We start from the raw sequence: 23,921 nt of genomic DNA on the forward strand, positions 1-23,921 counted from the left end.
CGCCGCCATGACATTCAGGCCGGCCTTCACTAGTCTTGCTCCCGAACTGCCGCATCGGCCGGACGCCACTCGGCAAGCCGGACCCGCCGGCGAAACCGGAGCGAAACATGCGTTATCTGATCTCGTCGCGCGCCGCCATTGCCGGCGCAGTCGACATATTCCAGGAAGCCGGGTCATGCCGACGCAGCAAGTAACCGCGCGCACTGCTGCCGCGCCGGACCGCGTGCGTGGCGAGGACGTGTTTCTCGCGTCGATCGCCGGCTATGTCGACACGCTCGGCTTCGTCGCGTTGTTCGGCCTGTTTACCGCGCACGTGACCGGCAACTTCATCCTGATCGGTTCGGGTCTGGCCGGCGTCGGACAAGGTCTCGCGATCAAGTGGCTCGCGTTTCCGGCTTTCATTGCCGGCATCGTCGGCGCGCGCATGCTCGACCATCGGATGCGCTTGCTCGGTCATGGCGCGCGGGCACGTGCGTTGTATGCGCTACAGGCGATGCTGCTGGCCGGATTCATGCTGGCCGGCGTGATCGCCTCGCCGATCGCCGACGCCGACGCGCCGCGCACGATTCTATGCGGCCTGCTCGGCGCCGCGGCGATGGGCGTTCAGAACGCGCACGCGCGGCTGACGGCACGCTCGGTGGTCGCCAACACGGTGATGACAGGCAATGTCACGCAGGCGGTGATCGACGCGTTCGACTGGCTCGTGCCGCTCGCCGCGCCGTCCGAACGGGAAGCGGCGCGCGCGCGCCTGCGGCGCACGGTGCCGCCGATCGCCGGTTTTGCGCTCGGCGCAGGCGCGGGGGCGGCCGCGTATCTGTTCGCAGCGTTTTGGGCGCTGGCGCTGCCGCTCGCGGTGCTGTGCTTCCTCGCCTATCAATCCGGTCGGCCCGACGAGCGGCCGGCGCAACGCTGAATGCGGGCGCGGCGTGCTGCCGCGCTTGTCACTTTCAAGGAGAACTCGATGATTGCAGTGAAGTTGCAACAGGTGCTGCGGATGACGGCCGTGTCGACGGCGATGCTCGGTGCATTCCTGGCGAGCGCGCCGGCCCATGCGGATGCGACGCGCCTGGACCAGTCGTCGTCCGCACGGGCGCCGTCCGTCGCGGTCGGTCCGCAATACGATACGACGCACGTGTGCGTCGCGCCGGAAGATTTCGATCGCTTCACCGACAGCTTCGTCGCGACGTTCGGCGGCAAGAAGTCGCAGCAGGGCGTGTTTCAGGTCACGCCCACGCCGAGCCAGACGATGTCGCAGCTCGTGTTCACGCCGGCCGGCACGATTTCGGTGTTCGGCTTCAAGACGCCGATTCCGTATCCGTTCTGCGCCGAGCGTACCGGCTATCTCGTCACCGACATGGACGTCGCGATGAAGTCGGCGCGCGCGCACGGCGCTGACGTGATCGTCGACACGTTCCCCGATCCGATCGGCCGCGACGCGATCATTCGCTGGCCGGGCGGCGTGAACATGCAGTTGTACTGGCACACCCAGGCGCCGCACTACGATCCGCTGCAGACCGTGCCGGAAAACCGCGTGTACGTGTCGCCGGAGAGCGCGAACAAGCTGGTGCGCGACTTCGTCGCGTTCTCGCGCGGCAAGGTCGTGTCCGACGTGCGCAAGGCGCCGGGCATCGAGATCGGCCGGCCGAACGATACGTATCGGCGCATCCGCATCGAATCGGGTTTCGGCAAGATGACCGTGCTGGCGACGGACGGCCATCTCCCTTATCCGTTTGGCCGCGAGATGACGGGTTACGAAGTGCCGGATCTGGCCGCGACGTTGAAGCAGGCGCAGGCCGCGGGCGTGACCGTGCTGGTGCCGACGTTCACGTCGGACGGGCGCGATGCGGCGCTCGTGCAGTTTCCGGGCGGTTACGTCGCCGAGATTCACGCGCGGGCGAAATGATGAGGCGCCGGGCGATGGGGCGATCGTGGCGCAGCGCGCTGCCGGCCGCCGTGCTGGCAGGCGGCGTCGCGAGCTACGCGGGGATGGCGGCCGGTGCCGACGCATCCGCGGCTCCCGCTGCGGCGGCTTCGGCGGCCGGCACGGCATGCACCGCAAAGCGGCCCGCGCCGTTGTTCAACCGCTGGCAGGAAGACTGGTCGGTGCTCGCGGACCCATGCGTGCCGCGCAAGCCGCTCGACGCGCTGAAGTACATCCCGCTGGGCGGCGATCCGTCGACTTATCTGTCGCTCGGCGCGAATCTGCGCGAGCGCTTCGAGCTGAACAATGCGCCGCTGTTCGGGCTCGGCGCCGCGCACGACGACAATTACGTGATCCAACGCGCGACGGTGCATGCGGATCTGCGCTACGCCGGGCATTTTCAGGCGTTCGTCCAGTTCGTCGACGCGCGGCCGTTCGGCAAGGATACGGTCGGCTCCGTCGACAGGAATCGGCTCGATATCGAGCAGGCATTCGTCGCCTATGTCGACCAGCTCGGCGGCGGCACGTTCAAGACCCGCATCGGCCGGCAGGAGATGGCGTTCGACCTGCAGCGGTTCGTGTCGGTGCGCGACGGGCCGAACGTGCGCCAGGCGTTCGACGCGCTGTGGGCGGATTACGAAATCGGCAAGTGGCGGCTCATCGGCTACGTGTCGCGCCCCGTGCAATATCGCAACGATGCGGTGTTCGACGACGCGTCGAACCGGCACCTGAGATTCGACGGCGTGCGCGTCGAGCGCAACGGCACGGGCCCCGGCGACCTGTCGGCCTACTGGTCGCGGTATACGCGCGACAACGCGCGCTATCTCGACGGCGCCGGCACCGAGCGGCGCGACGTATTCGACATGCGCTACGCAGGCAAATCCGGCCAGCTCGACTGGGACGTCGAGGCGATGCTGCAGACGGGGCATATCGGACAGGACACGATCGGGGCGTGGGCGTTCGGCGCGCTGGGCGGCTATACCTTCGCGAAGGCGCCGGGCACGCCGCGTATCGGCCTGCAGGTCGATGGCGCGTCGGGCGACAAGCATCCCGGCGACGGGCGCATGGGCACTTTCAACCCGCTATTCCCGAACGGCTATTACTTCACGCTGGCCGGCTACACCGGTTACAGCAACCTGATTCACGTGAAGCCTTCGCTGACGTTCAAGCCGTCGAGCAACGTGACGGTGCTGACCGCGGTCGGTTTTCAGTGGCGCGAGACGACGGCCGATGCGATCTACGGACAAGGCATGTCGGCGGTGCCCGGCACGGCCGGCAAGGGTGGTTCGTGGACCGGCATGTATGCACAGGCTCGCGTGGACTGGTTAGTCAATTCGAACGTCGCGCTGGCGGTCGAGGCCGTGCACTTTCAGATCGCCGATTCGATACGCGCGCTCGGTGCGCGCAACGCCGACTACGTCGGCATGGAAGCGAAGTTCGGCTGGTAGCGCACGCGGCACGCGGCACACGGCACACGGCACGCCGCGCGGCTCAACGCTGCGCGCGTGCGAGCGTTTCGACAAAGTCGATGAACGCCGATACGCGTTTGGAGCCGCGCTGATTCGGCAGGTAGAGCGCGGTCACGACCGAGCGCGCCGCATCGGGCATCACGTCGAACGCCTCGAAGAGCCTGCGCAGGCGGCCCGACTGGACGTCGGCGTCGACCAGCCAGTCGGGCAGCAGCGCGATGCCCGCACCGTCGAGCGCGGCATCGCGCAACACTTCGATATGGTTGGATTTCAGCCGCCCGGCGACGAGCACTTTCTTCGTGCCGTGCGGGTCGGCAAAGGTCCAGGCCTGCTGGTCGCCGCCGAAGTGAAAGCGCAGGCATTCGTGGTCGACCAGCTCGCCCGGGACCACCGGCGTGCCGCGCGCATCAAGGTAGCCGTGGCTTGCCACCACATAGCGCTGGAACGTGCCGAGCTGCCGTGCGACGACTTCCGCGGACGGCGCCGCTTCGCCGAGCCGGATCGCGACGTCGATCCGGCCGGCGACGAGATCGACGCGTTCGTCGGTGAGCTGCAGGTCGAGGTCGAGCTTCGGGTAGCGTGCGAGGAAGGCGGCGACGTGCGGCGCGATCCGGCGCATGCCGTATGCGACCGGCACCGAGACGCGCAGCGGCCCGGACGGCTCGCCGCCGCGATCGGCGACCAGCGCATCGGCTTCCGCGAGTGCTTCGAGCAGCCGCTTGGCGCGAGCGTAGTACACGGAGCCTGCATCGGACAGCGTGACCTGTCGCGTCGTGCGGTTCAGCAGCACGGTGCCGAGCGATGCCTCGAGCGCGTCGACCGCGCGCACGACCGACGACGCCGCAAGTTCGAGACGTCGTCCCGCGCTCGAGAAGCCGCCGGCTTCCACCACTTCCACGAACGCGCGCAGCGCGGAGAATTTGTCCATGTCATCGCCTTGGTGCGTGTCGCAACGATGCGTTGCGCGCGGCGTCGTCAGCGGGACAGCTCGCGCCGCCATGCGCCCGGCGGATGGCCGACGATGCGCGCAAAGACGCGGTTCAGATGGCTCTGATCCGCAAAACCGCACGCGACCGCGATTTCGGCGAGCGTCATGCCGGTCGTCTCGATCAGTTGCCGCGCGCGGATCACACGCTGTTCGAGCAGCCACTGATGCGGCGTGCGGCCCGTCGTGCGGGAGAAGGCGCGGATGAAATAGCCGCGCGACAGATCGCATGCGCTCGCGATCTCCTCGATCGACACGCCGAGATCCGCCTTTTCCACCAGCAGCTCCTTGGCGAGCGCGGTCTTGGCCGGCGACAGCCGGCCCTTGCGCTGCAGGTCGCGCGCGCACGCGTTGCCGTATTGGCGCGCGAGATGCGTGCCGATCGCGAGCCCCATCTGCTCGACGAACAGCGTGTTCAGCGCACCGGGCTCGTCGAGGCGGTCGGCTACGGCGTGCGCGAGATGGCCCAGCACCGCGTCCTGCACGTCGGGTGCGCAGCTCAGGCCGCCGATTTCCGTGCCGCCGTGCTCGCGGCCCAGGTCGTCGAGGTAGCGGTGCGACAGCTCGACCAGCACGAAGTCGAATTTACCGTACAGATCGGCGCGGAAATGCCGGGAAAAGTCGCGAATGTAGATCGAGTTATGCTGAAACCGCCGCTCGGATTTGCCGGCTTTGCCATAGATCGTGCGTCGGTGCCCGCCGTTGAGCGATACGCCGATCAGGAAGCCGCGATCGCTGGCCGCCATCTCGATGCGCTCGAATTGCTCGTCGCGCATGCATTTGCGGTGCAGCGTCAGGCCGCCGGCCGATCTTTCGATATCCTTGGTCAACAGGCTCGAAATGCAGCCAAGCGTATCTTTCGGCGGCGCCGCCGGCAGTGCGGCAACGGGATTTGGCATGGCGGAACAATCCTTCGGTGGGTGGACGGCACGCGAGCATTTTTACGCGCAGTTTATACGACGCGCCCGGCACGCCCACGATAACTTGAACAAATGTCCGTTCGCTGACCGAACGCTGGTCGCGAAGGGGCCTATGCCGCGCCGGGCTCGCCCGGCATGCGAATCCGCCATTCTGAACGAAGTTGCTCCATTGATGTTCACGCCGCGTGTGCCGGGTGGCGTGCGTTTGCGGACGGCGTCAGCGCATTTTCCTTCAAGATTTTTATTGATGCGGCGCGTACACTCGGCCCACTTTTTGAGATTTTGCGTCCGGCGGCCGGGTTGGCCGGATGCGGACTCCCGCTCCAGTGAACGGTCGCGTTCACATGGCGGTCATCGTGGGGAACCTGGAGGCGGCCATGATCCAGATCGGGACGTTATCGGTGGATTTCGAGCAGCGCGATATTCGCTGCTACGGCGCGTCGCTGCGCATCGGCGCGCGCGCGCTTGACATACTGGAAGTACTGTATCGCGCCAACGGTTCCGTCGTGTCGAAGGACGACATCATGGATGCCGTCTGGCCGGGCCTGATCGTCGAGGAGAACCGGCTGCAGGTCCATGTCGCGACCTTGCGCAAGGCGCTGGGCACGAACCGCGACCTGATCAAGACGGTGCCGGGCCGCGGCTATCTGCTGATCGCGCATCCTGCCGCCGCGCCCGAGGTGGCGCCGCGCGCGGCCGCGTTGCCGCCCGACGCCGCCGCGGCGGCCCGTGCGGTCCCGCTCGTGGGTCGTCAGGCCGAGATCGAGCAGATCGTCGGCATGATCGAACGTGCGCCGGTCGTCACGCTCGTCGGCGCGGGCGGCATCGGCAAGACGAGCCTGGCCGAGCGGGTCGCGCACGAGCTGCGCGGCCGGTGCGGCGAGCGCGTCCTGTTCGTCGCGCTGGCGAGTGCCGCGACGCGCGACGACGTGCTGCTCGCGATTGCCGCCGAACTCGGGCTCGACGCGGCTGGCGTGCCGGACGCCGAGCGGCTCGCCGATGCCTTCGTCGAGTCGCCGGGCCTGCTCGTGCTCGACAACGCGGAGCACGTCGTCGATCTGGTTGCCGACCTGGTCGACACGCTGACCTCGCGCGCCACGGCGCTGCGCGTGCTCGTGACGAGCCGCGAGCCGCTTCATATCTCGGTCGAAGCCGCGTTTCGCGTCAGTCCTTTGGCCGTGCCGGACGGCAATGCATCCGTCGACGAGATGATGCGCCATTCGGCCGTCGAGCTGTTTCTGGCGCGGATTCGCGCCGCCACGCCCGACTGTGCGGTCGATGCGGCCGGCATCCGGCTGATCGGCGATATTTGCCGCCGTCTCGACGGGCTGCCGCTCGCCATCGAACTGGCTGCCGCGCGCGTCGCGACGCTCGGGCTCGAGATCGTCGCGTCGCGTCTCGACGACCGGCTGAACCTGCTGACGGGCGGGTTTCGATCGGCGTTGCCGCGCCACCAGACGTTGCGGGCGACGTTCGACTGGAGTTACGTGCTGCTGGATGCGCCCGCCCGGGCGCTGTTTCGCCGCATGGCGTGCTTCATCGGCCCGTTTACGTTCGATGCCGCGCGCGAGGTGGCAATGGATCCCGGCATGCCGGCCGCCGAGATGATCGCAGTGCTCGGCGAACTGGTGGCGAAGTCGCTGGTGAGCGTGGAGTTCAATGGCGCGCAGGTGCGCTACCGGTTGACGGAATCGACCCGCGCATACGCGCTCGAAAAGCTGCACAACGAGGGTGAATTCGAATCCATTGCCGAGCGGCATGGCCGCTACGAACGCGGACAGGGCGAGGCCCGGAGGCAGATGCAGGCGCAAACCGCGGATCTTGCGGACCTGCGTCTCGCCGCGGGCCCGCCGGCGCGGCGCGCGCCCGCGGCGGCCGAGCCGCCCGCGCCGCCCGCGCCGGAAGCGGACGCGCTGGCGCTCGCGCTGCTGGAGCCGGCGCGGATGCGTGAATGTTCGACACCGGCGCGCCGCGCACTCGACGCAATCGAGGCGGGCGCAACGGCGGGCGTCGACGCGGCGTGTGAGATGCGCTTGCGCGCGGCCTACGCATCGGCGCTGTTGCATACCGATGGCGATACGCACACGGCCGCCGCGATGTGGGACCGCACGCTCGCCGTGGCGGGCCGGATCGGCGACGACGCGTTCGACGCATGCGCGCTGGTCGGGCTGTGGAACACGATGCTGACGCGCTCCGACATTCATGAATCGTTGCGCTATGCGACGCGTTTCGAGCGCGCCGCCGAGCGGCGCGGCGACCGGTCGCGGCGACTGTTGGCGAATGCGATGGTTGCGACGTCGCTCCATTATTTCGGCGAGCACGCGCAGGCACGCGAGCGGCTGGAGGCGGCGACGGCCGAGCTGGCCGAGGCCGGAGAGCCGCCGTGCGCAGAGGCGGCGCTGAGGATCGACGTCGCGACGCTCGGCCGAACGATGCTGGCCCGGCTCGTGTGGATACAGGGCGATCCGGAATATGCGATGCGGCTGGCCGCGCAGGCGCTCGAGCGTGCGCGCCGTGCCGGGTCGGCACCGGCGTTGTGCGTCGTACTTGCCGCCGCAGCCGTCCCGATCGCATTGCACTACGGCGATCACGACATGATTTCCGACTATCTGGGGACGCTGCGCACGACCGCGCAGGCGCACGGGTTCGACATCTGGCTCAGCCACGCGGAATGTTTGGCCGGACAGTTCGACATGCAGGCCGGGCATCCCGGCGCCGGCCTCGCGCGGCTCGAGCCCGCACTGCGGCGCGTCGAGGCGAGCGGATTCCGGCGCCTGCTCGCGCCGTTGATCGTCGCCTACGCGGAAGGGCTGACGCGCACGGGCCGCGCGGCCGAGGCGCGCACGAAGCTCGACGCGACGCTCACGCGCTGCCGTGCGCACGGCGAGCATCTGTTCGTGCCCGAACTGTTGCGCGCGAAGGGGCTGGCGATGCTCGAGCAGGCCCGCACCGCGGATGCGGACCTCGCGCTCGCCTACGAAACCGACGGGCATCGTCATCTGCTGACGGGGATTCATACGGCGAACGCGCAAGGCGCGGCCATGTGGGCGCTGCGCGGCACGCTCGATCTCGCCGATCATCTGATCGAGCGCGGGCGGATCGGGCAGGCTTCGTCGCTGGTCGCCAACCTGCCAGGGTATTTCGATCCGCAATCGCGCGCGGTGGATGTTCGCCGCCTCGCGCGCGTGCAGAACTTCGTTCGCCCGGAGCCGGTTCCGTCGTCGGGCCGAACGCGCATGCTGCGCGCGGGGGCGGATGCGATGCAGTCGGTGGCATAGCGGCGTGCCCGGCCTGCTCAGGACGACGCCGCGCCAACGCGCCGCGGCCCGTCGGTCCGATCGTTCAATGTTCAAGGGGGAGTGGATGGTCCGTGTATCGTCAAACCGCAGGCAAGCGGCGTGCGGCTGCATGCCTGCTTTCGGCGCGAGCGGGGAGGTCTGACGGTGCTTAAGGCGACGCAATCCGCCGAAGCGGCGGACCTCATCGTATGGAACGGCAAGATCGCGACGCAAGACGACCGGCGCTCGTTCGTGACCGCGCTCGCGGTGAAGAACGGACGGATCCTCGCGACCGGCAGCGGCCACGAGGTGGTACGCCATGCGTGCGCCGACACGCTCAGCATCGATCTGAACGGCCGCACCGTGATCCCGGGGCTGAACGATTCGCACCTGCACGTGATCCGCGGCGGCCTGAATTTCAATCTCGAACTGCGCTGGGACGGTGTGCCGACGCTCGCCGACGCGCTCGGCATGCTGCGTCGCCAGGTGCTGCGCACGCCCGCGCCGCAGTGGGTGCGCGTCGTCGGCGGCTGGACCGAATTCCAGTTCGCGGAAAAGCGCGGGCCGACGGTGGCCGAACTCAACGCGATCGCGCCCGATACGCCGGTCTTCGTCATGCACCTCGGCGACAGCGCGATTCTGAACGCGGCCGCGCTGCGCGCGATCGGTTACGGCCGCGAGACGTCGGCTCCGCCGGGCGGCGAGATTCAGCGCGACCGCCTCGGCAGGCCGACCGGCATGCTGATCGCACGCCCGGACATGGCGATCCTGCATGCGGCGCTCGAGAAGGCCCCGAAGCTTGGCCACGACGACCAGATGAACTCGATGCGCCACTTCATGCGCGAACTGAATCGCCTCGGCGTGACGAGCGCGATCGACGCCGGCGGCGATTTCCAGGCCTATCCGGACGACTATGCGGCGATCGTCGCGCTCGCGAAGCGCGGCGAACTGACGGTGCGCATCGCATACAGCCTGTTCGTGCAGCACGCCGGCCGGGAACTCGACGACTACGCGCAATGGATGACGCTGGCCAAGCCCGGCGACGGCGACGCGTTCCTGCGGATGAACGGCGCCGGCGAACTGCTGGTGTATTCGGCCGCCGATTTCGGCAACTTTCTCGAACCGCGCCCCGATCTGCCCGCCGCGCTCGAAGCCGAACTGGCCGCCGTGGTGCGGCTGCTGGTGCGGCACCGCTGGCCGTTTCGGCTGCACGCGACATACGACGAATCGATCGGGCGCTTCCTGAACGTGCTCGAAGCGGTGAACCGCGACATGCCGTTCGACGGGCTGCGCTGGTTCTTCGACCACTGCGAGACGATTTCGGACGCGAACATCGCGCGCATCGCCGCGCTTGGCGGCGGCGTGACGGTCCAGCATCGGATGGCGTTCCAGGGCGAGTACTTCGTTGCGCGCTACGGCGCGCAAGCAGCCATGCGCACGCCGCCGATCAGCGCGATGCTCGCGGCCGGCCTGCCGGTCGGCGCGGGCACCGACGCCACGCGCATTGCGAGCTACAACCCGTTCGTCTCCCTGTACTGGATGGTGTCCGGGCGCACGGTCGGCGGCACGACGCTTTATCCCGAACGCAACCGGCTCAGCCGCATGGAAGCGCTGCGCCGCTACACGGTCGGCAGCGCATGGTTCTCGAGCGAGGACGATCGCAAGGGCGCGCTGGTGCCCGGGCAATACGCGGATTTTGCGGTGTTGACGGACGACTACTTCACGATCGACGAACCGCGTATCAAGTCCCTGTCGTCGGTGCTGACGGTCGTCGACGGCAAGATCGTGCATGCGGACGGCGAGTTCGCGCCGCTCGCGCCGCCGCCGCTGGCGGTCAGCCCCGCGTGGTCGCCGGTGGCCGAATTCGGCAGTGTCGGCCTGCGCGCCCGCGCCGAGCCTGCGCCGCTGCGCGCAACGGCCGGCCGTCGCCCGGATCGCGCGTTCGCGCGCGTGCAAGGTCGTTTTGCGCAGCGCCTGCGGGCGGCCGCGATGGAAGCCGTCGAGCAGTGCGAGGCATTCGGCCTCCCGAGGGCCGCTTTTTAGGACAGCTTGAACCGGCGGCGCTGCCGGCTGTTTCGCCGCGTGCCGCGCGGCGCGACGAATGAAGCATTTTCGGCCTCCGGCAGGAGGTAGAAGGAGACGAGATGAGTTCTGCGCACACGTGCGCACCGGCCGAAGACGAAGTCGCCGGCGTTCGCATTCCCAGCACGCCGATGGCGCTCGAAGCAGTGGAAGCGGCACGCGCGTCGCTGCCGCGGGCGATCGTCGATCATGCTTGCCGCGTGTTCGTCCTCGCGTCGCTTGCCGTGCGACGGGCGGGCGAAACTTGCGATGCCGACGCGCTGTACGTGGCCGCGATGTACGCGAACATGGGGTTGAGCACGGCGTATGGCCGCTCGAACGCGCGCTACGAACTCGATAGCGCCGATGCCGCGCAGGCGTTCCTGCTGCGTCATCAGATGCCGCAGCGCATGCGCGACGACGTGTGGTGCGCGATCGCGCTGCATACGACGCCCGGCGTGGCCGCGCGCGTGTCGCCGCTCGCGCGTGCACTGGCGTGCGCCGTATCGACCGACCTGATGGCAACCGGCCTCGACGCGTATTCGGACGACGAACGCCGCGCGTTGCTCGCCGCCTATCCGCGTGGCGACGGGTTCGCCGACGCGTTCCTCGACACGATCGCGCGCGGGGTCGCGCACCGGCCGGCGTCGACGTTCGGCACCTGGAGTGCCGATGTGCTCGAGCGGGCCGATCCGGATTTTCATCGGCCGAATTTCTGCGGACGCGTGCTGGGCGCGCGTTGGAAAGACGCTTGACGGCGTGCGCGCGCATCCGGAAGACCGGCCCGGGCAAAGCGGCCGCCCGGCGGCCGCCGAGGCGGTCACGCGTGCCGACCCGCCGCGTCGTGACGCGCATAGTCGGCGTAGCCCGCGCGGTGGCCGCCATATCAGCCGGGCGTTTTCGGCTCGGCCAGCAGTGCATCCGCTGCGAATCAGGCCGATCGGCTGGCCGCCCGACAGGGTGCGCGAGCGCGTCATCGGGCCCATCGCGACGCGGTTGGGAAGCGCGAGGCCGCGCAGATCGTGGTTGCCGTGGTTGCTGAGCACGCAAGACATGGCGGATGCCTTTGGCGTGAAACAGGGCCATGCCGCAATCCGTCCGGCTGCGGCCGGCGAGCCCTGCGGGAAGCCGGCCGACGTGCCGGCGGCGTTCCTGCGCGCGAGCGGTCGATATCCGGCTCGCGCGTGAACCGGTGCCGGCGCCGATTCAGGTCCGGGCGTGGCGTTGCGCGTGCGGCAGCCCGATCGCGAGGTAGTGCGCGAGCGCGACGATCGGGAACGCACCGGCGACGGCCGCGACGAGCGGCCAGCCACCCTGTTCGTAAAGCGGGCTCGCGAGCGCCGAGCCGATCGCGCCGCCGACGAAGATGCTGGTCATGTAGAGCGCGTTCAGGCGGTTGCGGCTCGCCGCGTGCAGCGCATAGATCTCGCGCTGGCCGAGCACCATGTTCATCTGCACGGCGAAATCGAGCACGATGCCGGTCACGACGAGGCCGTACAGCCCCGCACCGTGAATCAGTGCCACCGCATACGCAATCGCACCCGCGACCAAAGCGATCAGCGTGGCGCGCACCGTATGGCCGGCATCCGCGAGGCGGCCCGCGACCGGCGCGGAAGTCGCGCCGATCGCGCCGACCAGCGCGAACAGGCCGATCGCGGACTGCGACAGCCCGTAGTGACGCGTGAGCTCGACAGGCACGGCCGTCCAGAACAGGCTGAACGACGCGAACATCAGGCCCTGATAGAACGCGCGGTGGCGCAGCACGGGCATCGTGCGCACGAGATGCAGCAGCGAGCCGATCAGCGCGAAATAGCTCGCGCGGTGATCGGGCTGGCGCGACGGGATGGTCAGCGCGAGCACGGCCGTCACGAGCGTCATCAGCACGGCGGCGGCCGCGAACACGAAGCGCCAGCCGAACGCGTCGGCCACCACGCTCGACAGCGGGCGGGCGAGCAGGATGCCGAGCAGCAGCCCGCTCATGATCGTGCCGACCACCCGGCCGCGCGAATGATCGGGCGCGAGATGCGCGGCGAGCGGCACCAGGATCTGCACGGCGACCGAACTGAAACCGATCAGAAGCGAGATCACGAGGAACGGCCCGGGCGTATGCACCATCGCCGCCGCCGCGAGGCTCACGATCGACACGACGGCCGTGACGATCATCAGCTTGCGGTTTTCGAGCAGGTCGCCGAGCGGCACGATGAAGAACAGGCCGAGCGCGTAGCCGATCTGCGTCAGCGATACGATAAGGCTCGCGGTGTCGCCGGACATGTGCAGGCCGGGCGCGATGAGTTCGGTGATCGGCTGCGCGTAGTAGAGGTTCGCGACGATCGCGCCGCAACTGAACGCGAAAAGCAGGATGAGCCCTTGCGTGAGCCTGGGAGCATGCGCGTGGGCGGCATGCGCGAATGAATCTGCTGACATGATCGATTCCTTGAAAAGAGAGGCCGGGTGCCCGTCGGCCGGGCGGTCATGGCGATGGCCATTGCGGCGAAGCGGGCCCACCGCATGGATGCCCATCTTATTGATCGGTCGATAACGGCAGAATGCGTCCGGCGCGCAATCGAGCATTGCGCGGTACGCAAAGGGGCGTGCGGAGCGTTCGACGCGGCGCGATGCCACGCAAGCGCATTGCCGCATTCAGCCGCGCTTGCGTTGCAGTGCCGGGAGGTGCTCGAACAGGCCCGCGAGCCGGTCGACGAATACCTTGGAATACCTTGAACTTGACGGGGATGCTGCGATTCGGCGGGATGCAACACCGGGATCGGCCGCGGCGGCATATTGGGCAGCGCGTACAGCGGGATCGCGTGGCGATCGCCGTCGCTCTATGGTTGCGGCATCGGCGTCGACGGCGCGCAGACGAACGGCGGCTCGGGCATCCGCGCGGGCAGCAGCCTGCCGGCATTGCCGGGGCGCGTGGTGCGCGCGGCTCCACGACGCGTATTGCCAGTCGACGATGCGGCCGCTCGCGTCGAGCGACGCGTTGAATGAACCGGGTGACCATCGCCGGCGTGAAGCGGTTCCGCGCGCGTTTCCACTCGCGCATCCACTGCACGCGAATCGGCTTGCCGGGCATCGCGGCCGCGATGAATGCCGGATGCGCGGCCGCGTCGTGCTTGTGTCGCCCGGCGCGGCCTGACGGCCTGAGAAATCCTGCAACGGGTAATCCGGCGCGTCGGCGTGACGGCCGCGCTTACGCCTTCAGGAATGCGAGGAGCTCGGCATTGATCCGGTCGGCGTCGATCACGCACATGCCGTGCGCGCCGCCAGGGATGACCTTGAGTGTCGCGTGCTTCACGATCTTCGCGGACAGCCGTGCCGAATCGTCGATCGGAACGATCTGGTCGTCGTCGCCGTGCAGGATCAGCGTCGGAACGTCGATCTTCTTCAGGTCCTCGGTGTAGTCGACCTCCGAGAATTCCTTGACGCACAGGTATTGGCCATACGCGCCGCCCATCATGCCCTGCGCCCAGAATGCGTCGATCGTGCCTTGCGACACCTTGGCATTCGGACGATTGAAGCCGAAGAACGGCATGGCGAGATCCTTGTAGAACTGCGAGCGATTCTCGGCGACGTTCTTGCGAATCCCGTCGAATACGTCCATCGGCAGGCCGCCGGGATTGGATGCCGATTTCACCATTTGCGGCGGCACCGCGCCGATCAGCACGGCCTTCGACACACGCTGGGTGCCATGGCGCCCGATGTAGTGCGCGACTTCGCCGCCACCGGTGGAGTGGCCGACGAGCGTGGCCTCGCGCAGATCGAGCGCGTTCATCAGCGCTGCGAGATCGTCGGCATACGTGTCCATGTCGTTGCCATGCGACGGCTGGCTCGAGCGGCCATGACCGCGACGGTCATGCGCGATCACGCGGTAGCCGTGCTGTACGAGGAACAGCATCTGCGTGTCCCACGCGTCGGCGCACAGCGGCCAGCCGTGCGAGAAGACGACCGGGCGGCCGCTGCCCCAGTCCTTGAAGTAAAGCTGCGTACCGTCTTTCGTGGTGATCGTATTCATCGCATGGGTTCCTTGATGGTCAGAAGCAGCGCGTTTGGGGGCGGCTGCGGCGGCCGGCAGCGCAGCGGCCGCAACGGCGGTCGCGCCGGCAAGCAGCATGTCTCGGCGACGCGCCGAGGCAACGGCGTCGGTGTCGGTGGGACGCATGGGGGCTCCTTGAACGTGCGGTACAACAATGCCGCGTTGGTTGAATGGCGGTTCGCCGTGCCTGCATGCGGCAATCGCACAGGCAGCCGGCGCGCCCGCGAACGTAGCGAGCGAATGCCGACGGCAGCCTATCCCGCGACCATGCGTTTTGTACTGAAATCGCGCTGAATTGTCATGAAGCCGGACGCGGCGCACGATGCGCGCCGCGCCAACCAGAAAAATTAAGCCCGGCATCAAGACTCTTCAGCGGCAGCCCGCTATCGTCAGCATCAGATCATTCCGTCGTGGGCCCTTGTCGGGCCGCGTCGACGGATGATGATTGCGATGCGGGCCTGGCGAACCATCCGGCCTGCGCCGTTTGTCAGCACGCGCCGCCACGGACGCGTTCAATGGCTGGGAGCACGGGATGGCGCTCGCCATCCCGCCGTCAGTCGTGAGCCGCTGTGTGCCGTCGAATCATCGACGCGCGCCACACTGCCGAAAGCGCCGTGCCGAATCTGAATCGTTCTGAATGGAAAAACCGACCGTCCGTCACACCGAGAATCGTTTCGCGCGTGCTTTGCAGCCACTTTTACCGGATTGCGATCGCAAACGATGCGGCCGGCGGTGTCGATTTACCGGATCGGAAAATAAATTCAGACGAAACGTCTGTTTCCGCTCATGAGGCGGATTCACGCGTCAACGCTTATTTCGTGCATTGAAAGCGCGGAAGGCGAGGGCGTGCATTGTTATGCGCGATGCATTTTTACGCTGATGTGTCTCGGCCCGTGGTTTTCGTCGATTCAAGAAATTTGTTCTTTGAATTCTGATAATTTGAATCATTAAACGCGGTAAATGCCGTAGCATGGGCGTCGAACCGGTGTCATTTTTGACAGGGCATCGATGAATGAGATCGATTAAACATTCCCATGATCCGGATTGGAAAACTTCATGTTTTTCTCGACAGGCGTGAGATTCGCTCGGACGGAAAATTACTGCGCATCGGCAGTCGCGCATTCGAAATTCTCGAACTGCTGATTCGGGCAAACGGCGCGCTGGTATCGAAAGACGAAATCATGCAGCGCGTGTGGCCGCACACGGTCGTCGAGGAAAACAACCTGCAAGTGCATATTGCTGCGTTGCGCAAGGCACTGGCCGGCGACCGCAACATGATCGTCACGGTGCCGGGGCGCGGCTATCGGCTGGTTGGCGGCCACGTCGACGATACGGTACCCGTGCGCACCGCCACGTCGCGCCTCTCGGCCGCGCCAACCGTGCTCGTCGGTCGCGAGCAGACCGTCGCCGACGTCCTTGCGGCGCTCGGCGCCGCGCGCGTCGTGACGCTGGTCGGTGCGGGCGGTATCGGCAAGACGCGGGTTGCGCTCGAAGCGGCGATGCGGGCCGACGCAAGCTTCCCGGACGGCGCCGCGTTCGTGTCGCTGGCCACGGTGGCGTGTCCGCAATTCGTGCCCGACGCGCTGGCGGGTGCGCTCGGCATCGCGCGGCCGGGCGGATCGCCGACGCTCGACTCGGTACTGGCCAGCGTGGCGCAGCGCCGGATGCTGCTGGTGCTCGACAATTGCGAGCATCTGCTCGATGTCGCCGCGCAAATCGCAACCACACTCACGGAATCGGGCGCCGGATTGTGCGTGCTCGCGACCAGCCGCGAGGCACTGCGTATCCAGGGCGAGCGACTGTATCCGATTCCGCCGCTCGATGTGCCCGGCGAAGGCGCCGATGATACCGAGACCCTGGGCGCAAGCGCGGTGCAATTGTTCTCGGCGCGCGCGCGCGCCGTCGACCCTCGCTTTCCGCTCGACGAACACAGCGTGTCGTTGATGGCGTCGGTATGCCGGCGTCTCGACGGTCTCCCGCTCGCGATTGAACTGGCAGCGGCACGTGCCGCAGTGCTCGGCATCGATGTGCTGGCAGCCCATCTCGACAACCACTTCAGGTTGCTGACCGGCGGTTTTCGTACCGCGTTGCCGCGTCATCAGACGCTGCAGGCGATGTACGACTGGAGCTACCGTTTGCTTGGAGACGCAGAGCGTCTGTTGTTGCGGTGGCTCGGCGTGTTCCGCGACAGCTTCTCGATCGACGCGGTGCGCGCTGTCGTCGGAACGCAGGGGTTGGCCGATGCGGATCTGCTCGATACGATCGCCAGCCTCGTCTCGAAGTCGCTCTTGAGCGTTGACAACGCGCCCAGCGCGCCGCGCTATCGGCTGCTGACCACGACGCGCGCCTACGCGCTGCAGCAGCTTGAGAACAACGGGGAATGCGCGGCCGCGGCACTTGCGCACGCGAACTATTTCCATACGCTGTTCAGGCTCGCACCCGCCGGGCGCGACGGGCCGAACGCCGAGTCGCGGCTCGACGTGGTCCGGCGCGAACTCGGCAATTTGCGCGCGGCGCTCGACTGGGCGTTTTCGCCGAGCGGCAATGTGGAAGTCGGCATTGCGCTGGCGGCGATAGCGGTTCCGTGCCTGTTCGGCTTGTCGCTGGTGGATGAGTGTCGCGAACGGGCGCGCGCGGCGCTCGATGCGATGCGCAACACGGACGACCCGCAAGCGCGTGGCGACGCGCGCGTGCGTCTGCTGGCCGCGTATGCCGCCGCGCTCGCCCATACCGCCGGACAGACGCAGGTCGTGCCCGACGCATGGCCGGAAGTGCACGCGCGCGGGTTCGAGGTGGGCGACGGCGAGCCGCTGTCGGGCGGACCGTAACCGCGCGCGCTTGCCGCGAATAGCGGTGCTGGCCGATGCACTGGCGGCCCGCGTCTTCGATAAAGGTGCCGCGATCTATGCGTCGAATTCCGATACGCGCGTGCCGACGATCGTCGGCTCGGGCGTCGCGCCGGTATTCGTGCCGGGTGGGACGGGCGACAGGGAAGTCAGGCGGATGGCGCCCGGTGACGCGATCGGCCAATCGGCCGTGCTGGCCCGTGCTGGCCGATACGCAGCTTCATGCGAGCGTCTACGCGGTGACCGCCGTGACGGCTATCCGTTGAGCAGCCGTGTCCTGTCGCCGCTGATCGCGCGCAAACCCGAACTCGGACGGCGATGTGCGAATCCCTGGCCAAACACATCGCGACCGAGGAGAGAATGATGATCCCGCCGGCCGAGAGCGCCCATGCATCGTTCAAACTGATCGAGTGGCTTGGGAAGGCGATGAGGCGTCTTCACGATTCGCTCGCTTGACGCGGCGCGCAGGCGCCGTCTTGCCGCGAGGCGGGCGGTTCGGCCGGCGCGCGACGAACCCGTGCGGCCGAATCAGGCGAGCGCGGTGAACCGGTCGACGAGATCGGCGTGCGCGAGTTGCTCGGCCCACCAGTGCAGCGCGCGTCCGGCTTCGTCGCCGCGCCATGCGATATAGCACTGCGTCGTGTCTCGCATGCCGGTCACCTTGCGCGCGACGAGCTTGCCCTGCGCGATCGCGCGCGCCGCGATGCAATCGGGCAGCGTGCCCACCGCGAGTCCTTCGCACTGCGCAGCCAGCTTCGCGGCGAGGGTGGGGACCGCCAGATACGGCTGCCCGGCGTCGATGGCGATGGAGCGCGGCTGCAGTTCGCGCGAGGTATCGCTGATGACGGCGCCGCGATACGCGACGACCGACGCCATCGACAGCGGTTCGGGCAACGCCGCGAGCGGATGGGTCGGCGCGATCGCGAACACATGCTTGAGCGTGCCGATCGGCCGCGCGACGATGTCCGGCAGTTCCGGCGGCTCGCCCGTTGCGCCGACGACGAGATCCGCGCGGCGTGATATCAGCGCATCCCAAGTGCCGCCGAGCACTTCGGTGGACAGACGCAATCGCGTGTCCATCTCGAGTCCGTAGAACGTGTGCACGTAAGGCCACATCGCGTCGAAGGGCAGGATCTCGTCGATGCAGATGCGAATCTCCGTTTCCCACCCTTGCTGTGCACGCTGCGCCTTGAGTTCGAGTTGTTCGGCCGCGCGCAACAACCGTCGCCCTTCTTCGACGACCACGCGACCCGCGTGCGTGAGCTTCGCACGGCGCCCGCTTCGGTCAAACAGGGCGACGTCGAGGTCGCCTTCGAGCTTTTGTACGAGATAAGTCAGCGCGGACGGTACGCGGTGCAGAAGCTCCGCGGCTTCCGCGAACGTGCCGGTGCGGTCGATCGCGTCCAGTGCCTCGAGCGCTTCGAATGACAGCTTCATGTTGAATTCCACGGTGGCATCGGGCTGTCATGTTATCGCCAAGCACCGTTTGGACCAACACGATTTTCAGAGCAATTCGTCCGGGTGCCGACTGTGTCGGGATATCGGGTTGCCCGTGCGTCGGCATCACCGAATCTGGTCGATCCGGATTCGGGATGCTTCACGCCGGCGTCGATCGGTGTTTCTTCGCGGCGGCATCGGATGCGTGGGCGCCGGGCAGCGGGCCGAACATGTGCTGGCTGCATTTCGCGTCGCTCCATGCGGTACGCAACCGGATCCCTGACAGCATCCGGCGCGCGATCGGCAGGATCTGTTCGCCAGCAAGAATGCCGAGCAGTCCTGCCAGCGCGATCGTGGGGGGAGCCGGTGACGGCACGCCGATCAGGTAGTAGACGGCGCCAGCGAGAATGCCGGCCAATAGCGACGAAATATACGGTTTCATGATTGAGATTCGAGTAAATGACAACCGCGTGAGGAAGACGAATATGAATGAATTCCGATCAGGCAATGATCAGGAAGTTGCGGCCAGCGTATCAAATCTTTCCGCGTGCAGGAACGCGGTTCAATGGTTTTAAGATCTTTTAAGGCTTTGCTTTGGGGATTTTATTAATCAAAACGATTAATTGGCGATACGATCCATTCGCGTGTTGAATGACAACCGCTGGCAGGCCAACCCTCCGGCACTGCGCATTGGGCGCCTCCCGGTTTGTCGGCGAGGCAGGCTCTCTTTTTTTCGCACCAAAGGACATGACCGTCATGAGCAATCCGAAGCTTGAAGTACTGACTCCCCATAACAGCCAGCTGATCTTCATCGACCAGCAGCCGCAGATGGCATTCGGCGTGCAGTCGATCGATCGCCAGGTGCTGAAGAACAACGTCGTCGGGCTCGCGAAGGCTGCGAAGGTGTTCAACATCCCGACCACGATCACAACGGTTGAAAGCGAGAGTTTCTCGGGCCACACCTTTCCCGAGCTGCTCGACGTGTTTCCGAACCAGAAGACGCTCGAGCGCACGTCGATGAACTCGTGGGACGACCAGAAGGTGCGCGACGCGCTCGCTGCGAACGGCCGCAAGAAGGTGGTCGTCTCCGGCCTGTGGACGGAAGTCTGCAATACGACGTTCGCGTTGTGCGCGATGCTCGAAGGCGACTACGAGATCTACATGGTCGCCGACGCATCGGGCGGCACGTCGAAGGATGCGCACGATTTCGCGATGCAGCGCATGGTGCAAGCCGGCGTCGTGCCGGTTACGTGGCAGCAGGTGCTGCTCGAGTGGCAACGCGACTGGGCGCACCGCGAGACCTACGACGCGGTGATGGCGATCGCGAAGGAACACTCGGGCGCATACGGGATGGGCGTCGATTACGCGTACACGATGGTCCACAAGACCGCGCAGCGCACCGCGACGCCGCACGAGTCGATCCCGCCGGTGCCGGCGAAGTAACGCGGGCCGTTGCGGCTGTCGGTGCAGCGTGCTCCCGGCGGACACGTGGCATCGGCGATACGGAATCGCGGGCGCCAGATCGTGACCGATTCACGAATGCCGCCCGCCGCATGTTTGCCAGGGCGTACAGCCTGCATTCCAACCTGTCCGAGAAAAGATGATCGTATGGAACCTTATGTGGCTTCCCTTGGCGCGGGCTTGCTGATCGGCGTGATTTACAGCGCAATCAAGGTGCGGTCTCCGGCGCCGCCGCTGATCGCCCTTGTCGGATTGCTCGGCATGGTGATCGGCGTGCAGGCGATCCCCGCCTTGAAACAGCTCTTTGGTTTTTGATCAAAACGAGGTGACGCATATGACCGCAACCGAGTCCCAACCGGATCTCATCCTGCATAACGGGCGTATCACGACGCTCGATCGTGCGAATCCCGTCGCCGCCGCCGTCGCGATCAAGGACGGCCGCTTCATCGCGGTGGGCGGCAACGCGGATGTGATGCCGCTCGCGGGCCGTGCGACGAAGATCGTCGATCTCGACGGCCGCACGGTGCTGCCGGGGCTGATCGACAACCATTGCCACCTGATTCGCGGTGGCTTGAACTACAACATGGAACTGCGCTGGGATGGCGTGCCGTCGCTCGCCGTCGCGATGGATATGCTGCGGCGGCAGGTCGCGATCACCCCTGCGCCGCAATGGGTGCGTGTGGTCGGCGGCTTCACCGAGCATCAGTTCGCCGAGAAGCGCCTGCCGACGATCGACGAGCTCAACGCGGCCGCGCCCGATACGCCGGTGTTCATCCTGCACCTGTACGATCGCGCGCTGCTGAATGCGGCCGCGCTGCGCGTGGTCGGCTACACGAAGGACACGCCCGAGCCGCCGGGCGGCACGATCCTGCGCGACGCCGCCGGCCACCCGACCGGGTTGCTGCTCGCGAATCCGAACGCGACGATCCTTTACGCGACGCTCGCGAAAGGCCCCAAGCTGCCGTTCGAATACCAGTACAACTCGACGCGCCACTTCATGCGCGAACTCAACCGGCTCGGCGTGACGGGCGTGATCGACGCGGGCGGCGGTTCGCAGAATTACCCCGACGATTACGAAGTGATCCGCAAGCTGCACGACGCGGGCGAGATGACGGTGCGCATCGCGTACAACCTGTTCACGCAGAAGCCGAACGCGGAGAAGGAAGACTTCGTGAACTGGACGAAGAGCGTCAAGTATCACGACGGCACCGACTATTTTCGCAACAACGGCGCGGGCGAGATGCTGGTGTTCTCGGCGGCCGACTTCGAGGACTTCCGCGTCGCGCGCCCCGATCTGCCCGCGCAGATGGAAGACGATCTCGAAGGCGTGGTGCGCGTGCTCGCCGAGAATCGCTGGCCGTGGCGATTGCATGCGACTTACGACGAAACCATCAGCCGCGCGCTCGACGTGTTCGAGAAGGTCGACAAGGACATTCCACTCGAAGGATTGAACTGGTTCTTCGACCACGCGGAAACCGTGACCGAAAAATCGATGGATCGTATTGCGGCATTGGGCGGCGGCATCGCGGTGCAGCATCGGATGGCGTACCAGGGCGAGTATTTCGTCGAGCGCTACGGCGCGCAGGCGGCCGAAGCGACACCGCCGGTGGCGAAGATGCTGTCCAAGGGCATCAAGGTTTCGGCGGGCACCGACGCGACGCGCGTCGCGTCGTATAACCCGTGGGTGTCGCTCGCATGGCTCGTGACGGGCAAGACGGTCGGCGGTCTCAGGATGTATCCGCAGCGCAACCTGCTCGATCGCGAAACCGCGCTTCGGATGTGGACCGAGTACGTGAGCTGGTTCTCGAACGAGGAGGGCAAGAAAGGCCGCATCGCGGTCGGGCAACTCGCCGACCTGGTGGTGCCGGATCGCGATTTCTTCGCATGCGCGCAAGACGATATAGCGGACACGACGGCGTTGCTGACGGTGGTGGGCGGCAAGATCGTGTGGGGCGCGGGCCCGTTCGCGTCGCACGATGCGCCGATTCCGCCGGCGATGCCGGACTGGTCGCCGGTGCGCGAGTACGGGGGGTATGGCGGTTGGGGCGCGGCACAGCGCAACGGCGCACCGCTGCAGCGCGCGGCGGCGGCGGCGATGTGCGGCTGCGACAGTGCGTGCGGCGTACACGGCCATGCGCATGCGGGCGCGTGGGGTCGCGCGCTGCCGACGTCGGACGCGAAGGGCTTCTGGGGCGCGTTCGGTTGTTCGTGCTGGGCAGTCTGACATGACGACGACAACCGGCCGATACAGCCCCGCATGGATTCGTGCGCTGCTTGCGCAGCCGTGGGCCGGCGCGCTGGCACGCGTTGCGCTGGTTTCCGCGTTCCTGATCGGAGGCGTCAACAAGGCGTTGCATTTCGGCGATGCGGTCGCGGAGCAGGCGCATTTCGGCCTGCACCCACCCGCGCTCTGGGCTGCACTGGCGGTTGTGGTCGAGATCGGCGGTTCGCTGTGCGTGATATTTCGCCGGTTCACCTGGATCGGCGCGGGCGGGCTCGGCGTGCTGACCGTCGTCGCAATGGCGGTGGCGAACGACTTCTGGAATCAGGCGGGCGTCGCGCGCTTCATGGCGCTCAACAGCTTTTTCGAGCATCTCGGGCTGATTGCCGCGCTTGTCCTCGCCACCATGCTTGACGATGTTGGAAACGGGGCGGCGGGCCGCCGCACGTGATCGTTTGTCCGGCAGATTGAAACGAGCAGGGCGTCCGATCGCGACCGGCGGATGCGAAATGCAAGTACCTCGACGAATCGCTCGACAGTCGCTGTCCGCCGGTCGCGAGCATCGAACGGCTTGTTTGCGTTCGGTGCCCGGCCGCCGGCCGATTGTCCAGTTCACAACGAAGCCTTCCAGGCCGCCGATCAACCGCGATGAATAGGCGATGATGCCCGTGGGGCGCCATCGCGCGACGATCGCGCGATGGCGCGGCATGTGTTCGTCGAACTCGTCCACCGCGTGGCCGGCGTCCGGTGGGAGGTCGCAAGATGACGCATGAAGCGCTCGAAGATGGCTTCGTGTTGGACGACCGATCGCGGAGAGAATGCGCGCCGGGCGTCCGGCGCTCGCTCGACGCGAAACCGGCCGCTCAACAAGGATTTCGATGGATTCGGCGGGAGCACTGTCGAAGAAAAACCTTTATCGACAGCCGATGATGGAAATCGGTGAATATCTAGGAAGCTCGGATGGAGCGGGCGATGGGAATCGAACCCACGTCATCAGCTTGGGAAGCTGAGGTAATGGCCATTATACGACGCCCGCAGAGCGCTGAAGTATAAGGCATTCCACCTCCCCGGGCAACTTTGTGCGCCCCGCCATTGCCTTAATTGCCGTTCCGCAGCGCTTCGCCAATCACTTCGCGGGGAGTGCGCGGCCGATATAGCCGCCCGACACCGCGTCTCGAACCGCTCGCGCGCATGCCGAACCGCCTTGCGTCGCCGAGGCGGCGACGCGTGCCATGTGCGCCGCGCTCGCGGGCTGCTTGCGTGTGCCGCAAGTCATGAACCGCAAG

General features: G+C 66.8%; 18 protein-coding genes, 1 tRNA gene and 2 pseudogenes. 12 read left to right on the forward strand and 9 right to left on the reverse strand.

Translation table 11 applies throughout. The features are described 5' to 3' along the window. The first annotated feature begins 175 nt into the window (after nucleotides 1–175). The 3 genes from AQ611_RS05780 to AQ611_RS05790 are packed head-to-tail and all read left to right on the forward strand — an operon-like array spanning nucleotide 176 to nucleotide 3,369. On the forward strand, nucleotides 176–913 hold the full coding sequence (locus AQ611_RS05780) for a YoaK family protein (protein WP_069233964.1): 738 nt from the start codon (nucleotides 176–178) through the stop codon (nucleotides 911–913). Between the two features lie 48 nt (nucleotides 914–961). Continuing rightward, complete coding sequence (locus tag AQ611_RS05785; RefSeq protein WP_069235158.1) at nucleotides 962–1,903, forward strand: VOC family protein; 942 nt, start codon at nucleotides 962–964, stop codon at nucleotides 1,901–1,903. Nucleotides 1,904–1,917: 14 nt separating this feature from the next. After that, nucleotides 1,918–3,369 (forward strand): alginate export family protein, encoded by a 1,452-nt coding sequence (locus AQ611_RS05790; RefSeq protein WP_069233965.1) that lies wholly within the window; start codon nucleotides 1,918–1,920, stop codon nucleotides 3,367–3,369. A gap of 43 nt (nucleotides 3,370–3,412) precedes the next feature. Here the strand turns inward: AQ611_RS05790 and AQ611_RS05795 are convergent, their stop codons facing one another. Both AQ611_RS05795 and AQ611_RS05800 read right to left on the reverse strand, forming a co-directional pair. Next, a complete protein-coding gene (locus tag AQ611_RS05795) occupies nucleotides 3,413–4,318 on the reverse strand; it encodes a LysR family transcriptional regulator (protein WP_069235159.1) in 906 nt (301 codons plus the stop codon). A gap of 47 nt (nucleotides 4,319–4,365) precedes the next feature. Next, complete coding sequence (locus AQ611_RS05800; RefSeq protein ID WP_069233966.1) at nucleotides 4,366–5,274, reverse strand: AraC family transcriptional regulator; 909 nt, start codon at nucleotides 5,272–5,274, stop codon at nucleotides 4,366–4,368. 398 nt (nucleotides 5,275–5,672) lie between these two features. Between AQ611_RS05800 and AQ611_RS05805 the strand changes: the two genes are divergently transcribed. From AQ611_RS05805 to AQ611_RS05815, 3 genes are all read left to right on the forward strand, one after another. Further along, complete coding sequence (locus tag AQ611_RS05805) at nucleotides 5,673–8,573, forward strand: ATP-binding protein (RefSeq protein WP_069235160.1); 2,901 nt, start codon at nucleotides 5,673–5,675, stop codon at nucleotides 8,571–8,573. Between the two features lie 165 nt (nucleotides 8,574–8,738). Further along, entirely contained in the window at nucleotides 8,739–10,616 is a 1,878-nt protein-coding gene (locus AQ611_RS05810; RefSeq protein ID WP_069235161.1) for an amidohydrolase, read from the forward strand. A gap of 101 nt (nucleotides 10,617–10,717) precedes the next feature. Beyond that, nucleotides 10,718–11,389 carry an HD domain-containing protein gene (locus tag AQ611_RS05815; RefSeq protein WP_059519946.1) on the forward strand — a complete coding sequence of 224 codons (672 nt, stop codon included), beginning with the start codon at nucleotides 10,718–10,720 and terminating at the stop codon, nucleotides 11,387–11,389. 174 nt (nucleotides 11,390–11,563) lie between these two features. Here AQ611_RS05815 and AQ611_RS26700 read toward each other — a convergent pair. The 4 genes and pseudogenes from AQ611_RS26700 to AQ611_RS05835 form a co-directional block, all read right to left on the reverse strand. After that, nucleotides 11,564–11,689: pseudogene (locus AQ611_RS26700) on the reverse strand (alkene reductase); the annotation flags it as partial. A gap of 151 nt (nucleotides 11,690–11,840) precedes the next feature. Continuing rightward, on the reverse strand, nucleotides 11,841–13,058 hold the full coding sequence (locus AQ611_RS05825; protein ID WP_069235162.1) for an MFS transporter: 1,218 nt from the start codon (nucleotides 13,056–13,058) through the stop codon (nucleotides 11,841–11,843). A gap of 404 nt (nucleotides 13,059–13,462) precedes the next feature. Further along, nucleotides 13,463–13,746: pseudogene (locus AQ611_RS26275) on the reverse strand (xanthine dehydrogenase family protein molybdopterin-binding subunit); the annotation flags it as partial. 81 nt (nucleotides 13,747–13,827) lie between these two features. Continuing rightward, nucleotides 13,828–14,649: an alpha/beta fold hydrolase gene (locus AQ611_RS05835; protein ID WP_059519943.1), complete on the reverse strand. Its 822-nt coding sequence runs from the start codon at nucleotides 14,647–14,649 to the stop codon at nucleotides 13,828–13,830. Nucleotides 14,650–15,704: 1,055 nt separating this feature from the next. On the opposite strand from AQ611_RS05835, the gene AQ611_RS05845 reads away from it, so the two are divergent. Both AQ611_RS05845 and AQ611_RS24485 read left to right on the forward strand, forming a co-directional pair. Next, on the forward strand, nucleotides 15,705–17,498 hold the full coding sequence (locus AQ611_RS05845; RefSeq protein WP_069233969.1) for an ATP-binding protein: 1,794 nt from the start codon (nucleotides 15,705–15,707) through the stop codon (nucleotides 17,496–17,498). 25 nt (nucleotides 17,499–17,523) lie between these two features. Further along, nucleotides 17,524–17,880, forward strand: coding sequence for a hypothetical protein (locus tag AQ611_RS24485; protein WP_231935912.1), 357 nt, complete (start codon nucleotides 17,524–17,526; stop codon nucleotides 17,878–17,880). Nucleotides 17,881–18,044: 164 nt separating this feature from the next. On the opposite strand, the gene AQ611_RS05850 is transcribed toward AQ611_RS24485, so the two are convergent. Both AQ611_RS05850 and AQ611_RS05855 read right to left on the reverse strand, forming a co-directional pair. Beyond that, a complete protein-coding gene (locus AQ611_RS05850) occupies nucleotides 18,045–18,953 on the reverse strand; it encodes a LysR family transcriptional regulator (RefSeq protein ID WP_069233970.1) in 909 nt (302 codons plus the stop codon). Between the two features lie 160 nt (nucleotides 18,954–19,113). Then, nucleotides 19,114–19,395: a XapX domain-containing protein gene (locus AQ611_RS05855; protein WP_059519938.1), complete on the reverse strand. Its 282-nt coding sequence runs from the start codon at nucleotides 19,393–19,395 to the stop codon at nucleotides 19,114–19,116. Between the two features lie 314 nt (nucleotides 19,396–19,709). On the opposite strand from AQ611_RS05855, the gene AQ611_RS05860 reads away from it, so the two are divergent. The 4 genes from AQ611_RS05860 (at nucleotide 19,710) to AQ611_RS05875 (ending at nucleotide 23,086) form a co-directional block, all read left to right on the forward strand. Further along, nucleotides 19,710–20,396: a hydrolase gene (locus AQ611_RS05860; RefSeq protein ID WP_059520073.1), complete on the forward strand. Its 687-nt coding sequence runs from the start codon at nucleotides 19,710–19,712 to the stop codon at nucleotides 20,394–20,396. Nucleotides 20,397–20,561: 165 nt separating this feature from the next. Continuing rightward, nucleotides 20,562–20,729 carry a DUF1427 family protein gene (locus tag AQ611_RS05865; protein WP_069233971.1) on the forward strand — a complete coding sequence of 56 codons (168 nt, stop codon included), beginning with the start codon at nucleotides 20,562–20,564 and terminating at the stop codon, nucleotides 20,727–20,729. A 19-nt stretch (nucleotides 20,730–20,748) separates the two neighbouring features. Continuing rightward, nucleotides 20,749–22,638 carry an amidohydrolase gene (locus AQ611_RS05870; RefSeq protein ID WP_069233972.1) on the forward strand — a complete coding sequence of 630 codons (1,890 nt, stop codon included), beginning with the start codon at nucleotides 20,749–20,751 and terminating at the stop codon, nucleotides 22,636–22,638. A 1-nt stretch (nucleotide 22,639) separates the two neighbouring features. Continuing rightward, a complete protein-coding gene (locus AQ611_RS05875) occupies nucleotides 22,640–23,086 on the forward strand; it encodes a DoxX family protein (protein WP_059519935.1) in 447 nt (148 codons plus the stop codon). 510 nt (nucleotides 23,087–23,596) lie between these two features. Here AQ611_RS05875 and AQ611_RS05880 read toward each other — a convergent pair. Continuing rightward, nucleotides 23,597–23,671, reverse strand: a tRNA-Gly gene (locus AQ611_RS05880). Between the last annotated feature and the right edge of the window lie 250 nt (nucleotides 23,672–23,921).

The sequence above is a fragment of the Burkholderia singularis genome (assembly GCF_001718875.1).
GTDB classification, from domain to species: domain Bacteria; phylum Pseudomonadota; class Gammaproteobacteria; order Burkholderiales; family Burkholderiaceae; genus Burkholderia; species Burkholderia singularis.